Below are 15,410 nucleotides of genomic sequence, written 5' to 3'. Positions count from 1 at the left end.
AGCTCGAGCGTACCGATCCATATGCTCAAACGCTGGGTGAGTCGCGCGCTTGGATGCTGCAGCGCGTCCGTCAGTTTTTTCGTTACAGCATTCATTCGCTTCCCGTTCAGTTGAACGCAACGTATGGAACCGTCGCGCCTGGAGCTTTTTAGCGCAGGAATTTAGGGCTGCAACAAAAGAACGTCAATCGATCGGCTGACAAACAGGAATAGTCTCAAGTAGCCAAGGTCACGCGTCATCGTCTGAACGCGAACTTGCCCCCCACAAGCCGGTATGATTACCCCCATCGAATCATCACCGCGCAACGCCCCGGCATGACATCAGTCAACGATCCCACATCGCCCACCGCCGCCCCCGTCCGCATGGCCGATGTCGCGCGTATCGCCGGGGTGTCGAAGATGTCGGTGTCGCGCGTTTTGACAGGCCAGCACGTCAGCGAAGAGACGCGCGCGCGAGTCATGGATGCCGTGCTGAAAACCGGCTATGTCGCCGATGCCATCGCGGGTGCGTTCTCTTCCGGCCGAACGAATGTCGTCGCGGTCATCGTGCCGTCGTTATCGAGTTCGAATTTTGCGGAGACCGTGCGCGGCATCAACGATGTCGTCGAGGCGCGCAGTCTGCGCCTCTTGCTCGCCAACACGGACTATCTGCTCGAAAGGGAAGAAGCGCTCATCCGCGCGCTCCTGAGTCATCAGCCGCGTGCCGTCGTCATCACGGGAGGTCAGCACACGTCCAAGGCGCGCGCCATGCTCAAACAGGCGCGCATTCCAGTGGTCGAAATCTGGGAGATTCCCGCGAAACCCGTGGATCGCGTCGTCGGCTTCTCCAACGCGGACGCGGCCGCCGCGATGATGCGCTATCTCTATGCGCGCGGCTATCGGCGCATTGGCTTCGTGAGCAGCGCATCGCATCTGGATTTGCGCGGCGTCGCGCGGCGCAATGGCTATCTCGGCGCCGTGAAGGAAGCGGGCCTGCACGACATCCGCGAAATCGCGCACACGGACTGGACCACGGACATGGCGCATGGCGCGGCCATGGGTCACGGCGGCGCGGCGCTCGAACAGATCCTCGACCGATGGCCCGATACCGACGCCATCATGTGCACGAGCGACATCCACGCGTTCGGCGTCATCATGGCGTGTCATCGGCGCGGTATGTCGGTGCCGCGCGATATCGCGGTGGCGGGCTTCGGCGACTTCGAAGTGTCGCGCCATTGCTATCCGACCATCACCACCGTATCCGTCGATGCCTACGGGATCGGTCACGCCACCGGCGAATCGCTGCTCGCCGCGCTCGACGAGTCCGAGACACCCAACGCGTCACGGCGCGAAATCGCGCAGGCGCGTCCCGACCGGCAGGACGTGCCCACGTTCATGCGTGTGCCTTACGAAGTCATCCCGCGAGAAAGCGCGTAAAGACCTCGTTACGGCTCAGTGGTTGTGCCGCGACTCGCCGCGCGTCTCGATGATGTCCTGATAGCCGAGCGCCGGCTCAAGACACGCGCCGCTGCCCTGCTGCCCAACCATGCTGCGATAAATCTCTTCCCACGGCGTCTTGTTCTGCAACTCGATAGGCACGTATGCTTCGCGGCGCTGCGCCATTTCATCATCGCCGATCAGCACGTTGACCTTGTAGTTCTGCAAGTCGATTCTCAAGCGGTCGCCCGTCTTCAGCAGCGCGAGGTTGCCGCCCACCGCCGCTTCCGGCGATACGTTGAGAATCGAAGGCGTCGCGCAGGTTCCGCTTTGGCGGCCATCGCCCAGTGTCGGCAACTGCGTGATGCCTTGCTTGATGAGCGCGGCGGGCGGCTGCATGTTCACCACTTCCGCGCCGCCCGGATAACCCACCGGCCCGCAATTGCGAATCACCAGCACGGGACGTTCGTCGATCTCGAGCGCGGGGTCGTCGATACGCGCGTGATAATCCTCCGGTCCCTCGAAGACGATCGCCTTGCCTTCGAACACGTTCGGATGCTCGGGATCGGAGAGAAAGCGCTTGCGGAAGGCGTCGTCGATCACGCTGATCTTCATCACCGCGCTGTCGAACAGATTGCCGGAGAGCACGACGTAGCCCGCCGCCGGCTTAAGCGGATCGTCATACGCGCGAATCACTTCGCGATCCACGTCTGCGACGGCGGCCAGGTCTTCGCCGAGCGTCTTGCCCGTGACCGTACGCACGCTCGTGTCGAGCTTGCCTGCCGCCTGCAGTTCGCGCATGACGGCCGGCACGCCGCCCGCGCGATGGAACGCCTCACCGAGAAAGCGGCCAGCGGGCTGACAGTCCACCAGCAAGGGAATCTCGGGACCGAGGCGCTGCCAGTCATCCAGCGTGTGATCCACGCCCATGTGCCGCGCAATCGCGATCATGTGAATCGGACAATTCGACGATGCCCCGAGCGCCGCCGCCGCGACCACGGCGTTTTCGAACGCGCCCTTGGTCATGATGTCCGAAGGCCGCAGATTCTCGTGCACCATGCCGACAATGCGCTGCCCCGTGCGATACGCCACCCAGCCGCGTTCGCGATGCGGCCCGGGAATCGCGGCGCAACCGGGCAGGGACATGCCGAGCGCTTCGGCGAGCGAATTCATCGACAACGCCGTGCCCATGGTGTTGCAATGCCCGACCGAAGGCGCGGACGACGACACTTCGTCCATGAACGTCTCATAGTCGATCTCGCCGATGGCGTGACGCTTGCGCGCGTCCCAGATGATGGTGCGCGAGCCCGCGAGCTTGCCCTTCCACCAGCCGTCGAGCATGGGACCGCCCGACAGCACGATAGCCGGAATGTTGACGGTCGCTGCGGCCATCAGACACGCGGGCGTGGTCTTGTCGCAACCGGTGGTGAGCACCACGCCATCGAGCGGATAGCCGTGCAGGATTTCGACGAGCCCGAGATACGCGAGATTGCGGTCGAGCGCGGCGGTCGGGCGCTTGCCGGTTTCCTGGATCGGATGCACGGGGAATTCGAGTGGAATGCCGCCTGCATCGCGGATGCCGTCGCGCACGCGCGTCGCCAGTTCCAGATGATGCCGGTTGCAGGGCGCGAGATCGGAGCCCGTCTGCGCAATGCCGATGATCGGCTTGCCCGACTGCAATTCCTCGCGCGTGATGCCGTAGTTCATATAGCGCTCGAGATAGAGCGCGGTCATGCCGGGGTTCGAGGGATCGTCGAACCAGCGGCGGCTGCGCAGGCGCTTCTTGTTCTGCGCGTCTTCGGATTGGGGAGCGGACTTATTCGTTGGTGTCATGACAGTACTCGCGATACGTTGACGACGGGGTTACAGCCTACGCGCATCCGGGCAAATGCCCATTAGCGCTTTCTTGTAGATCGGCATCCCTCCATGTTAGATTTTGTTGACGGTTACCGATAACCGGGTTTATCCGAAGGCGGCGGTTTTCGTCCGGCTTTCAGATCGAGTGTCGTTAGAGAGACACCGCGCAGGAATCAGGAGACACGAGAAGATGACGTCCCACCACGATGCGTTGGCGCATGCCGGCGCGCTTCCGCTCGATCGTCCTTCCGACGGCGCTTCCGCGCCCGTTTCCGCGAGGCAGCTTCGGCGCGCGATTCTCACGAGCGCCGTCGGCAGCGCGCTCGAATACTACGACTTCGCTATCTTCGGGCTGGCCACGGCATTGATCTTCAGCCGCGTGTTCTTTTCCACGCTCGACGCGAGCGCAGGTCTGCTCGCGAGCTTCGCGACCTACGGCGTGGGCTTTCTCGCGCGTCCGCTCGGCGGCTTGTTCTTCGGCTCGCTCGGCGATAGGAAAGGCCGAAAGTTCGTCCTCTTGCTGACCATCGCGATCATGGGCGTATCCACGACGCTCGTCGGCTTGCTGCCCGCCGGTCCGCTCGGCGCAGTCGGGCTCGTCTTGCTGCGCCTCACGCAAGGATTCGGCGCGGGCGCGGAACAGGCGGGCGCATCCACCTTGATGGCCGAAGTCGCGCCCGTGAAGACGCGTGGCTTCTTCGCGGCGCTTCCGTTCGTCGGCATCTTCGCGGGCTTCGGCATTGCGACGGCGACGTTCAGCATCATGCAGCACTCGATGGATCAGGCCACGCTCCTCGCCTGGGGCTGGCGCATTCCGTTCCTCGCGAGCGTCGTGCTGATCGGCGTCGCCATCTGGATACGCTTGCGTCTGCGCGAAAGCCCGACCTTCGCCGCGCTCGAAGGCGGACACAAGGTCGCGCGTTCGCCGATGCGGCTCGTCATCAAGGACGCGCGCCGCACCGTCGTCGCGGCCGTGCTGATGCGGCTTGCGGAACAAGGCGGCTCGACCATCTATACGACCATCGTGATCGCGTTCCTCAGCGGCACCGTGGCGGCGCGGCACGGCGTGCCGCCAGCGGAACTGGCGCGCGTGGGCACGAGCGGCGCGCTCATCGCTACTTTGTCGAGCGTGATTACCACACCGCTTTTCGGGGCTTTGTCGGATCGGCTCGGGCGCAAGACGGTGTATCGCGGCGGCGCGATCTTCATGCTGCTCTGGGCGTTCCCCGCGTGGTGGATGGTGAGCACCGGCAGCTTCTGGTGGGTCGCGCTCGCGATGTTCGGCGGGCTCGCCATCGGCGCAAACAGCATGCTCGGGGCGCAGTGCGCGCATTTCGCGGAACTCTTCGGCAATCGCTATCGGTACTCGGGCGTGGCCTTGTCGCGCGAGATCGGCGCGGTGTTGTCGGGCGGACTCGCGCCAATTCTCGGCATCTATCTGATTGGCCGCGCGGGCGGCGGCTTCTGGGTCATGGGCGCATACACCGCCGTGTTGTCGGCGCTCACGCTCGTCGGCGTCGCCATGTCCACCGAGACCCGTGGCCGCGATCTCACCGACTTGCGCGACGCCGTTCGTTGAGCGTTGGCATCGGGAGTATGATCGGCGTCTTCCTTCGAGCGGACGCCAGTCAATGGAAATTTTCGTCGATGCCGACGCCTGCCCTGCCATCGTCAAGGACATTCTGTTCCGCGCCGGGCCGCGCGTGGAAGTACGCGTGACGCTCGTCGCCAATCAATTTTTGCGCACGCCCGCGTCGCCGTGGCTGCGCGCCATTCAAGTCCCTGCGGGCTTCGACGTCGCGGATAAGCGCATCGTCGAAATGGCGCAAGCCGGCGATCTCGTCATCACCGCGGACATTCCGCTTGCGGCCGCCGCGCTTGCGAAAGGCGCGCATGTGCTCGACCCGCGCGGAGAATGGATGAACGCGGAAAATATCGAGGAGCGACTCTCCATTCGCGCGATGATGGATCAGTTGCGCAGTTCCGGCGTGCAGACCTGCGGCCCGCCGCCCTACGCTCCGCGCGATGGCAAGAAGTTCGCGGGCGAACTGGACAGATTTCTCGCGAAGCGGTCCGCCACAAAGTAATCTTGTTGCGCAAAACGCATCACATAACGTAATCGTAAAGTTCGGTTGATACGATGGCGCCTCCTCTCAATCCCCTGATAATCGACGTCATGAAGAAAGCTGTTTTCGCCGCACTGCTGGCTGCCACCACGTTCCTTTCCGTTACCACCGCTTTCGCGGCCCCCCACCATCATGCCGAGTGCCACAAGGTGCGCGTGCATCATCATTGGGAACGCCACTGCAAGTAACGGCTGCCTCGTGCGGTCTTTGAAAAGCCTCGCTTAATGCGAGGCTTTTTGTTTTTTGGGGCCGAGGCTCGCGCCCCTTTCTTCATCGAACCGGCGTCAGCGGATAATCCAGCAAATCCGCCTTGCCGCCCGCCAGCCGGCTGCGCGTTCTCTCCGCGTTCACCACGTCATGCGGAAAACCGAGCGGCGTGGCGCTTGCCGCATCCAGACGCGCGAGCTGCTCCGCACTAAGCGAGACCGCGAGCGCACCGAGGTTGTCGTCCAGCTGCTTCAAGGTACGCGGTCCGATGATCGGCAACACGCCCTTCGAGAGCACCCACGCAATAGCCACCTGCGCCGCCGATACACCCAGCTCATTGGCGATGGCGAGAACCGCGTCGACCGTGGCGGTCTTGCGCGCGTCGCTTTCGTCGTGGATCACGACACCGAGTCCTTGCTTGCGCCCCGTCTCGCCTTGCCGATACTTACCGCTCAGAAGCCCGCCTCCGAGCGGCGACCAGGCCACTGTGCCAAGACCGAAAGCCGCGGCCATTGGCAGCAACTCGCGTTCGACGGTGCGCTCGACCAGGCTGTACTCGATCTGCAACGCGCTGATCGGCGCCCAACCGCGCATCTCGGCGATCGTCGCCGCCGTCGCGACGCGCCAGGCGGGAAAGTCCGATAGCCCCGCATAGAGGATCTTGCCGGCGCGCACGAGGTCGTCGAGCCCGCGCGCGATCTCCTCGCTTGGCGTCACGCCGTCGGGCATGTGCACCCAGAGAAGATCGATGCGATCGGTATCGAGCCGTTTCAGGCTTGCATCGACCGCCTGCACCATCGCCTTGCGGCTGTTGCCGGTGCGCTGCAGACCCGCGTCCGGCGACGCCCCGAGCGAGAATTTGCTCGCGAGCACGATGTCCTCGCGCTCCGCCTTGATGAACTCGGCGAGGATGGTTTCGCTATCGCCGAACTGATAGCTGTCGGCGGTATCGATGAAATTGCCGCCTGCCGCACGATACGTATCGAAGACCGTCTTCGCTTCGTCGCGCTCCGAGCCGTATCCCCAACCCGTGCCGAAGTTGCCCGTGCCCAGAGCCAGCGACGATACCTTCAGCCCCGTACTTCCGAAAATGCGATAACGCATGTCGATCTGCTCCTCTCCGTTTCCGGCGATCAGGCGCGATAGCGCGGCGCGGCGGTGCCGTTCTGCGATGCGCGGAATAGCGTTTGACGCGCTTCTTCGAAGCTGTGCAACAACTGCGCGTCGTGTACCGACGGCATGGTGATGGCTTCACCCTGATCGAAACCTTCGAGCGCGGCATCGACCATGTCTTCCGTGCGCATGACGGTGCCCGCCGCCAGCGAGTCGAGCGGCACGCCCGATTCGTCCCAGATTTCCGTGGCCGTCGCTGCGGGCAGCACCGCTTGCACCTTCACGCCGGTGTTCGCGAGTTCCAATTGCAAGCCGCGCGTGTAGTTCAGAACGAAGCCCTTTGTGCCGCTATAGACCGCGCTGACGGGCAAGGTGTCGAGCGCCAGCACCGAAGCAATGTTGATGATCGCGCCTTCGTTGCGCGAGACGAAACCGGGCACCACGGCTTGCGTCAGACGAACGAGCGCGGTGATATTGAGCGCGATCTGCGTGGCCGTATCCGCCACCGATGACTGCGCCACCGGCCGCAGCCGCGCGAGTCCCGCGTTATTGACGAGCACGTGGATGTTCGCTTCGGCCGCGATGCGCTGCTCGACGCGTTGCAGATCCGCCTCGCTGGTCAGGTCTGCGACGACCGTCTCGACGTTCACGCCATGCGCGCCGCCAATCTCGCTCGCCAGTTCGCGCAGACGGTCGGCGCGACGTGCGACCAGCCACAGATCGTAGCCGCGCGCGGCCAGACGTTGCGCATACACCGCGCCGATACCCGACGACGCGCCCGTGACAACCGCAATCTTGCGGGATGCTTGATTCACCATGACTTCTCCCTGACGAAGGAATAAACTGGAGTTAGTTGAGGGCTCAAGTATATGTGTATTTGGCCGAAGCTTGTCAAGCGCGAGGCAATCAACCATCCTATGCGTATGGAAAAGAAAGCTACATCTAAGGCACGAGCAAAGCGTGCCGAGTCCGTCCCGACTATCGAGTCCGATGCCGCGGACGTGTTTGCACCGCTCGCCTGCACGAACACGGCGCTGCGCCGGGCATCGCGTCGACTGAGCCAGCTTTATGACGAGGCGCTCGCGCCGCTCGACATGAAGGCGACGCAAATGGCGCTGCTCTCGCAGATCGATCGATACTGCAAGGAGCACGCAAGCGAAGGACCGTCCCTGCAGGAACTGGCGTCGCGGCTCGGCATTCAGGTGTCGGCGGTGACGCATGCCATGCGTCCGCTCGTGCGTGACGAACTGGTGGAACTACGCGCGGATGCCGAGGACAAGCGCTCGAAGCGCTGTGTGCTTACGGCGTTGGGCAGAAAGCAATTGAAGGCCGCGCTCGCGTATTGGGTGGCTGCGAACCGGCGCGTGGATCGCGTGCTCGGAGCGGGCGCTGCGGCGACGTTGCGGACGCTTGCGGACAAGGTCGCATCGGATGATTTCTTCGAGGCTTATCAGGCCGACAGCGCGCGGTAGCTTCACCGCGCGCCTGGGGCTTGGCGTCAGCTCACCTTGCGGCCCACGATAGGCGCGGTGGGCGACAACGACCCGGACATCGCCGGATAGATCAGACCCGCGAATACCGCGCCTATTATTGGCGCCACCCAGAACATCCAAAGTTGCTGGATTGCCCACATGCCCGCGAAAAGCGCGGGACCGGTCGAGCGCGCCGGGTTGACCGAGGTGTTGGTCACCGGAATGCTTACCAGATGAATGAGCGTGAGGCAGAGTCCGATGGCGATCGGCGCGAAGCCGACCGGCGCGCGCTCATGCGTGGCCGCGAGAATGACGAACACGAACATGAACGTCATCACGACTTCGGACACGAGTCCCGCGCCTAGCGTGTACTTGCCGGGTGAATGATCGCCGTATCCGTTGGCGGCGAATCCCGCGAAGCGGTCGAAGTCCGGCGCACCCGCGGCGACATATGCGAGCACGGCCGCGCCCGCTATAGCGCCAAGCACCTGAGCGACGATATAAGGACCGACATCGCGCGCGGGAAAACGGCCCGCAACCGTCAGGCCGATTGTGACAGCGGGATTAACATGGCATCCGGAGACGGGACCGACGGCATAGGCCATCGTGAGAAGGCTCAGTCCGAACGCGAGCGACACACCAAGGAGCCCGATTCCGACAGTCGAGAATTTTGCCGCGATGATCGCGCTGCCGCATCCGCCCACCACCAGCCAGAACGTTCCGACGAACTCCGCTAACATTCGATTCTGTAGAGGCATGGCCTTTCTCCGCAGGTTAGTCGCAGTTTAGTAAGTAATACCAATCTATCTGAATTATGTGGAGCCGCTGTTGAATACGCAGCCGCCGAAATCGCACCTTCTGTGCTCCTTAAGAGTATGCGAAAGTACGCCGATTGCTAGCCGGATGTTTCAGAATCGGTAATGCTCGCCATTGGGCCCTTTCACCTCTGAAGAATGCGCAAGCCGCGTGGTAATTCATCGTTCAATGAATAACCAGCGTTCGATTGTTCGTTAAATCCCGCAAATCAATTCGTCATATCGGGCTTTTTCAAGATGTCGCTCACGGATACATTGCTTCTCAACGCAAGCCGGCCTGAACCTGATTCAACGCCGGCTTAACTTTCAGCGAATCATCGATAAAGGAAGACAGACATGGGCAAGCTCACCGGCAAGGTTGCAGTCGTAACGGGTGCGTCGAAGGGAATCGGCGCGGCAATCGCCAAGGCGCTCGCGGCAGAAGGCGCTTCCGTGGTCGTGAATTACGCAAGCAGCAAGGCGGGCGCGGATGAAGTGGTCGCGGCCATCACCGCGGCAAACGGCAAGGCGACCGCAGTGGGCGGCGATGTGTCGAAGTCGGCGGATGCGCAAGGAATCGTCAATGCCGCCGTCGAAACCTACGGACGGCTGGATATTCTCGTGAACAACTCGGGCGTGTACGAGTTCGCACCGGTCGAGGAAATCACCGAGGAGCATTACCATAAGCAGTTCAATGTGAACGTGCTCGGCGTGCTGCTGACGACCAAGTTCGCTGCGGCGCACCTCGGCGAAGGCGGAAGCATCATCAACGTGAGTTCGGTCGTGTCGCGTATCACGCCGCCGCAAAGCGCGGTTTATAGCGGCACGAAAGGCGCGGTCGATGCCATCACCGGTTCCCTCGCCCGTGAACTCGGCCCGAAGAAGATCCGCGTGAACTCCATCAACCCCGGCATGATCGTGACAGAAGGCACGCAGAGCAACGGCATCATCGGCTCCGACTTCGAGACTCAGATCGTCGCTCAAACGCCGCTTGGCCGCGTTGGCCGCCCGGACGATATCGCGACGATCGCGGTATTCCTGGCCTCGGATGATTCGAAGTGGATCACCGGCGAGCAACTGATCGCCAGCGGCGGTATGCGTTAAGTTGAGCGTTAACGGGTCCTCGCGAGAGGACCTTCGATCACGCCGCCGTCAGCGGGTTGTCTGCTGCGGCGGCGTGGCGCTTTTCCGATCGTCCAGCCAATATTCTGTCTTCACGCCGATGTTCGCCGAGACGAACCTTCCGCCGCTTCCCTTCCGATAATCCGCCAGCGCGCGATACACGAGCCGTTGCCCGGCCAGCACGATCGGAACGTTGAGCAGCACCATGACGATATTCATCAGGTCCGACAACGCCCACAGGTTCGGCAATTCGAGGCCCGCGAGCACCGTCAACGCGCCGAACGGCACGAACACAAGCGAGCCGACGACTCTTATTCCCACGATGAACGCGCGCCCACGCGAGATGAAATTCGCGGAAATCTCCGCGAACGAGATCATGCCTAGCAACGTTGTGAACGCAAAAAGGCCGTAGCACAGACACATCACGATGCGGATCACGTGGCCCACCGACTCAGGCACCAGCGCCTGCACGGAAGCCAGATAAACCGTGATCTTCGATGCCCTCACCGATTCCCACGCCTGACCATCGACCGTGCCGGTCCACACGTGCGCCATCACGACGATGAAGCCCGTCATCGTGCAGATGACCATGGTGTCGAAGAACACGCCCAGGCTTTGCACGAAACCCTGTTCGCACGGGTGATCGTTATCGGCAATGGCGGCCGCCATCGTAATGGTGCCCTGTCCTGCTTCGTTCGACATCAGCCCGCGCTTCACGCCCTGCGCGAGCGCCGTGCCAATAGCGCCGCCGAACAATGCATGCGGCGCGAACGCCCCGACCACCACTTCGCGAAAGAAGTACGGAATGAGCGGCAGATTAATGAGGATGATAACGAGCGACATCAGGCAGAAAAGCGCGGCCTTGATTGGCACAAGTACATCGGTATAAGCCGTGACTCGCCGAATGCCGCCCATGATGATGAACGAACACGCGACGATCAACCCGCCCGCAATGAAGTAATACACCGCCGATTGCCGCGCGAGATGCGTGCCGGCGACGGTATCGGCAATGGTGCCTATCGCGGTGAACACGTTGAACGTTTGCGGCGGCACGTTGAAAAGCGCATAGACGATAAACACGAGCGACAGAAACGTGCCGACAATTCGCCGGTCGCCGAGAATGCGGCGTCCATAAAACGGCAAGCCGCCGACGAACTCGTTCTGCTTTCTCTCCTTGAAGAGTTGCGCCAGTGTGGATTCCATGAAAGCGGTCGTCATGCCGAAGAACGCCGCGACCCACATCCAGAATAATGCGCCTGGTCCGCCGACGGAAATCGCGCCCGTGATGCCGACAATATTTCCCGGTCCCGCACGCATCGCAAGTCCCAGCATGAACGATGCAAGCGCGCTTACGCCCGTGCTCGATGTCTGCCGGCGCAACATGATACGCACGATCTTGCGCATATTCATGGTCTGGACAAAGCGCGTGCGAATGGAGAAGTAAATGCCGACGCCAACCAGCAGCAGTATTGCGAAGGGGAACTGTCCGAGAACCGGAATCTGTGAATAAGCTTTGAAGTTGGTGGGAAAGTCCCAGAGAAAATCGGAAATGGGCGCGATGAATGCGAAGAACGCATTCACGGATTGGAAAAGATTTTCCACGCAGGCTTATCCTTTGTTGCTGCGACCTGTCCTTTAGGACGGTCGAATTGCAAAAATCTGGCTGATTGCGAGAGCATTGATGCGACCGGCTACTTGCGCGGGCGCTCATTATACTGTCACGCCGCGTCTCAAATAGTCCTGCATTCACGCGCGATTATTTACAAAGCTGTCCCCATCGCATAACTAATCAAGCCGCGCGCTCAATAGCGAATCACCTTTCGATGTTTGTTCGCGCACCTGCATGCCAGCAGAATGCCCTTCTCCATCGAATGCAAGGAAAGGTGACTGCAATGGCCGAAGCGGACAGCGCGACGCTCGTGGATATCGCGGAAATCGCGGAAATCGAACGATTCGAACAGACAGGACGCATCGATCTTGCGGCCGCGCATCGCGCAGCGGTCATGCACGATCTGCACGAAGGTATCGCCAATCACTTTTCGCTGTCGCTGCCCGATCCGCGCGGGCGCTTTCTCGTCGCGCCATTCGGTTTGCATTGGTCCGAAGTCAAGGCCAGCGATTTCCTCACGCTCGATTACGACGCCAACCGCATTGCCGGAGAAGGCGTGGTGGAGCAATCGGCGCTATGCATTCACCTGCCGATCCATCAGGCAGATCCAGTTCGTCATGCCGCCGTGCTGCATACGCATATGCCCTATACGACCGCGCTCACGCGTCTTGCGGATCAGCGGCTGTTGCCTATCGGCCAGGCGGAATTGCTGCTGCTCAAGCACATTGCCTACGACGACGAATACACCGGGCTAGCCTACGACAACGAGGAAGGGCGGCGTCTTGCCGACCGTCTCGGCGACAAGAGCATCTTGTTCCTGGCGAATCATGGCGTGATCGTCACGGGGCGCAGCGTGTCGCAGGCGTATGACCGTCTTTATCTGCTCGAACGCGCGGCGCGCTTTCAGGTGCTCGCGTATTCAACCGGCAAACCGCTGCGGCTTTTATCGCAAGAGCAGCAGGACAAGGTGCATCGCCAATACACGGAAGCGGCAAAGGAAGGCGCGGCTTGGTCCGGCAAGCCCTACCACGTGCTGCATTTCGAAGCGCTCAAGCGTCTGCTCGATCAGCGCAATCCCGGTTACGCCCTCTGACTTCCCGCCACTCTTCTGCCGACATACCCACGTGACCGACCAATCGACCAACACCGTTCTATCCGACGACACTCCCGGCTCTTCGACTCGCCGCAAGCTGATTATCGGCGGCCTCGCCACGGCGGCGGGCTTCATGATCGGCACGTCCGCGCGCGCGGCTCCGGTGCTGCGCGTGGGCGACATGAATTCCATCGGCTGGAAAGCCTTCCTCGAAGCCTCCGGCGAAGCGAAGAATCTGCCGTACGAAATCGAGTGGAGCAAGTTTCCCGCAGGCCAGCCGGAATTGCAGGCCTTCAACGCCGACGCACTCGATGTCGGTCAGACCGGCGACAGCGTGTTCCTCTTTGCATATGCGGCGGGTTGCCCAGCGCGCGCGGTCAGCGCGATTACCTTCGCGCCGAGCTTCATTCCGCTGCTCGCGCAACGCGACTCGGGAATCCGCAAGGTCGCGGACCTGAAGGGCAAGAAGCTCGCGGTCAATGCAGGCGGCGGGCCGCAACTGATGGCTTACGGTCTCATCGAAAAGGCGGGGTTGAAGCGCGAAGACGTGAACCTCGTGTTCCTCGATCCCGGTGCCGCGAAGCCCGCATTTGCCGCCGGCGCCGTCGATGCGTGGCTCACCTGGGCGCCATATTCGACGCTTGCGATCCAGCAGAACGGCGCGTATCCCATCGCCGATCTGCGCGACGTCGACTATCTCTATAGCGGCAACAACTTTCTGCTCGTGCATGAGAAAGCGGCGCGCGACAAGCGCGATGCGATCCGCGACTTCCTCGCTCGCAGCGAGCGCGCGCAACGTTGGGCGCTCGCCAATGTCGATGCGGCCGCCGCCGCGCTCGTGAAGGACACGCATCTCGATCCCGCCACCGCGAAGTCCTTGCTCGCCGAGTACAAGCCGACGCCCGCGCCGCTCGATTCCAACGTGCGCAACGCGCTTCAGCACGCCGCTGACGGTTTCTATCGCTACGGCATGATCAAGCAGTCGATCGGCAACGTGAGCACGGCCTTCGATGGCCAGCTCGCGACGCGGGCATGAACACTTTCCGGAGGATTCGTCTCATGTCGCATCCAACACTTGCCGTCGAAGGCCAAGCCGCGCCCGCGCCGCGACGCGCCGCCGTATTGCGCTGGCGGCGGCTAGTCGTGCCGGTGGCGTTGTTGTCGGCATGGCAACTGGCGTCGTCAACCGGGTTCGTCAACGAACGGCGCTTCTCGTCGCCCGCGCAGATTGCCACGACGCTCTGGGAACTCGCGGCCAGCGGCGAACTCGGCACGCATCTGCTTGCGTCGCTGGCGCGCGCGGGAAGCGGGCTTGCCATCGGCCTCACGCTCGGTGTCGCGCTTGCGCTCGTTAGCGGTCTCTCGCGCCGTGGCGAGGATTCCGTCGATGCCCTTTTGCAAATGACGCGCACCTTGCCGCATCTGGCGCTCGTGCCGCTGTTCATCCTGTGGTTCGGTATCGGCGAGACACCGAAGATCGCGCTCGTCGCGCTGGGCTGTCTGATACCGGTCTACCTCAATCTGTTCGCGGGTATCCGCAGCGTCGATGCCAAGATCGTCGAGATGGCGAGCACGCTCGGCCTCACACGTGCCGAGCAGATTCGCCATATCGTGCTGCCGGGCGCATTGCCTTCGTTTCTTGTCGGCTTGCGCTATTCGCTGAGCATTGCGTGGCTCTCGCTCGTGGTGGGCGAGCAGATCAACGCGTCGAGCGGGATCGGCTATCTCGCGATCACGGCGCAGAACTACATGCGCACCGACATCATCATGGCGTGTCTCCTGATCTATGCACTGCTCGGACTCGTCACCGATGCCCTGGTGCGCGGCGCCGAAAAACGTCTGCTCGCATGGCGGCCATCCACGATCAAGGACTGAGCGATGACCACACGCGATCCCATCATCCGTATCCGGCAACTGACGCGGCGCTTCGGCGCGCACACCGTACTCGATCGGCTCGATCTCGACATCGAACGCGGCTCTTTCGTGGCGTTGCTCGGCCGTTCGGGTTCGGGGAAGTCCACCTTGTTGCGCACGCTGTCGGGCCTCGATGAAGCACCCGCCGGCACGGTCGACGTGCCGGACAAGCGCGCGGTCGTGTTTCAGGAGCCGCGTCTCGTACCGTGGAAAACCGTCGAGGAAAATCTTGCGCTCGGTTTGCGCAAGCCCGACGCGCGCGCCGTGATCGCCGCGGCACTCAACGAAGTGGGCGTCGGGCATCGGCTGCATGCATGGCCGCTGACGCTGTCGGGCGGCGAAGCGCAACGCGTGGCGCTCGCGCGTGCGTTGGTCCGCGATCCGAAAGTCTGGCTACTCGACGAACCGTTCGCCGCGCTCGATGCCCTCACGCGCATCCAGATGCAGCGGCTCATTGCGCACGTGTGGAAAGCGCATGCGGCGACGGTGCTGCTCGTCACGCATGACGTCGATGAAGCGCTGCTGCTCGCCGACCGCGTGCTCGTCCTGGAGCATGGCCGCATTGGCAGCGATATCGACATCGCGTTGCCGCGCCCGCGCGTGTCCACCGATCCCGCGTTTGCGGCGCTACGCGACCGCTTGCTCGCGACGCTCGGCGTGCCCGCCGAAGCGCACGCGTAATCCGACA

14 protein-coding genes are annotated in these 15,410 nt (G+C 62.4%); 9 read left to right on the top strand and 5 right to left on the bottom strand.

Features of this window, described 5'->3' with window-relative positions:
- Positions 1-314: 314 nt before the first annotated feature.
- Positions 315-1,415 (top strand): LacI family DNA-binding transcriptional regulator, encoded by a 1,101-nt coding sequence (locus QCE79_RS18050; RefSeq protein ID WP_404989374.1) that lies wholly within the window; start codon positions 315-317, stop codon positions 1,413-1,415.
- A gap of 15 nt (positions 1,416-1,430) precedes the next feature.
- On the opposite strand, the gene QCE79_RS18045 is transcribed toward QCE79_RS18050, so the two are convergent.
- Positions 1,431-3,248: an IlvD/Edd family dehydratase gene (locus tag QCE79_RS18045; RefSeq protein ID WP_309846529.1), complete on the bottom strand. Its 1,818-nt coding sequence runs from the start codon at positions 3,246-3,248 to the stop codon at positions 1,431-1,433.
- Positions 3,249-3,462: 214 nt separating this feature from the next.
- On the opposite strand from QCE79_RS18045, the gene QCE79_RS18040 reads away from it, so the two are divergent.
- Together QCE79_RS18040 and QCE79_RS18035 are read left to right on the top strand one after the other, a co-directional pair.
- Positions 3,463-4,851, top strand: coding sequence for an MFS transporter (locus QCE79_RS18040; protein WP_250467818.1), 1,389 nt, complete (start codon positions 3,463-3,465; stop codon positions 4,849-4,851).
- Between the two features lie 52 nt (positions 4,852-4,903).
- The gene (locus tag QCE79_RS18035; protein WP_309846526.1) at positions 4,904-5,359 is read left to right on the top strand and encodes a YaiI/YqxD family protein; all 456 of its coding nucleotides are present in this window, start codon (positions 4,904-4,906) and stop codon (positions 5,357-5,359) included.
- 309 nt (positions 5,360-5,668) lie between these two features.
- On the opposite strand, the gene QCE79_RS18030 is transcribed toward QCE79_RS18035, so the two are convergent.
- Positions 5,669-6,709: an aldo/keto reductase gene (locus QCE79_RS18030; protein WP_309846524.1), complete on the bottom strand. Its 1,041-nt coding sequence runs from the start codon at positions 6,707-6,709 to the stop codon at positions 5,669-5,671.
- Positions 6,710-6,738: 29 nt separating this feature from the next.
- Positions 6,739-7,536, bottom strand: coding sequence for an SDR family oxidoreductase (locus QCE79_RS18025; RefSeq protein WP_309846521.1), 798 nt, complete (start codon positions 7,534-7,536; stop codon positions 6,739-6,741).
- A gap of 105 nt (positions 7,537-7,641) precedes the next feature.
- Here QCE79_RS18025 and QCE79_RS18020 point away from each other — a divergent pair, with 105 nt between their 5' ends.
- The gene (locus tag QCE79_RS18020; RefSeq protein ID WP_250467814.1) at positions 7,642-8,190 is read left to right on the top strand and encodes a MarR family winged helix-turn-helix transcriptional regulator; all 549 of its coding nucleotides are present in this window, start codon (positions 7,642-7,644) and stop codon (positions 8,188-8,190) included.
- 26 nt (positions 8,191-8,216) lie between these two features.
- Here the strand turns inward: QCE79_RS18020 and aqpZ are convergent, their stop codons facing one another.
- Entirely contained in the window at positions 8,217-8,948 is a 732-nt protein-coding gene (aqpZ, locus tag QCE79_RS18015) for an aquaporin Z (RefSeq protein WP_309846518.1), read from the bottom strand.
- Between the two features lie 393 nt (positions 8,949-9,341).
- Between aqpZ and QCE79_RS18010 the strand changes: the two genes are divergently transcribed.
- Positions 9,342-10,088, top strand: coding sequence for a glucose 1-dehydrogenase (locus QCE79_RS18010; protein ID WP_244831103.1), 747 nt, complete (start codon positions 9,342-9,344; stop codon positions 10,086-10,088).
- A gap of 48 nt (positions 10,089-10,136) precedes the next feature.
- On the opposite strand, the gene QCE79_RS18005 is transcribed toward QCE79_RS18010, so the two are convergent.
- A complete protein-coding gene (locus tag QCE79_RS18005) occupies positions 10,137-11,708 on the bottom strand; it encodes an amino acid carrier protein (protein ID WP_250527138.1) in 1,572 nt (523 codons plus the stop codon).
- Positions 11,709-11,998: 290 nt separating this feature from the next.
- Here QCE79_RS18005 and QCE79_RS18000 point away from each other — a divergent pair, with 290 nt between their 5' ends.
- From QCE79_RS18000 to QCE79_RS17985, 4 genes are read left to right on the top strand one after another with little or no spacing between them, the layout of a single operon-like run.
- On the top strand, positions 11,999-12,808 hold the full coding sequence (locus tag QCE79_RS18000; RefSeq protein ID WP_309846514.1) for a class II aldolase/adducin family protein: 810 nt from the start codon (positions 11,999-12,001) through the stop codon (positions 12,806-12,808).
- 31 nt (positions 12,809-12,839) lie between these two features.
- On the top strand, positions 12,840-13,844 hold the full coding sequence (locus QCE79_RS17995; RefSeq protein WP_250511373.1) for an aliphatic sulfonate ABC transporter substrate-binding protein: 1,005 nt from the start codon (positions 12,840-12,842) through the stop codon (positions 13,842-13,844).
- A 23-nt stretch (positions 13,845-13,867) separates the two neighbouring features.
- Entirely contained in the window at positions 13,868-14,683 is an 816-nt protein-coding gene (locus QCE79_RS17990) for an ABC transporter permease (protein WP_244831099.1), read from the top strand.
- A 3-nt stretch (positions 14,684-14,686) separates the two neighbouring features.
- A complete protein-coding gene (locus QCE79_RS17985; protein ID WP_250493852.1) occupies positions 14,687-15,403 on the top strand; it encodes an ABC transporter ATP-binding protein in 717 nt (238 codons plus the stop codon).
- Positions 15,404-15,410: the final 7 nt, after the last annotated feature.

The organism is Caballeronia sp. LZ003, assembly GCF_031451465.1.
Classification (GTDB): domain Bacteria; phylum Pseudomonadota; class Gammaproteobacteria; order Burkholderiales; family Burkholderiaceae; genus Caballeronia.
This window is presented reverse-complemented; position numbering and strand designations above follow the sequence as displayed.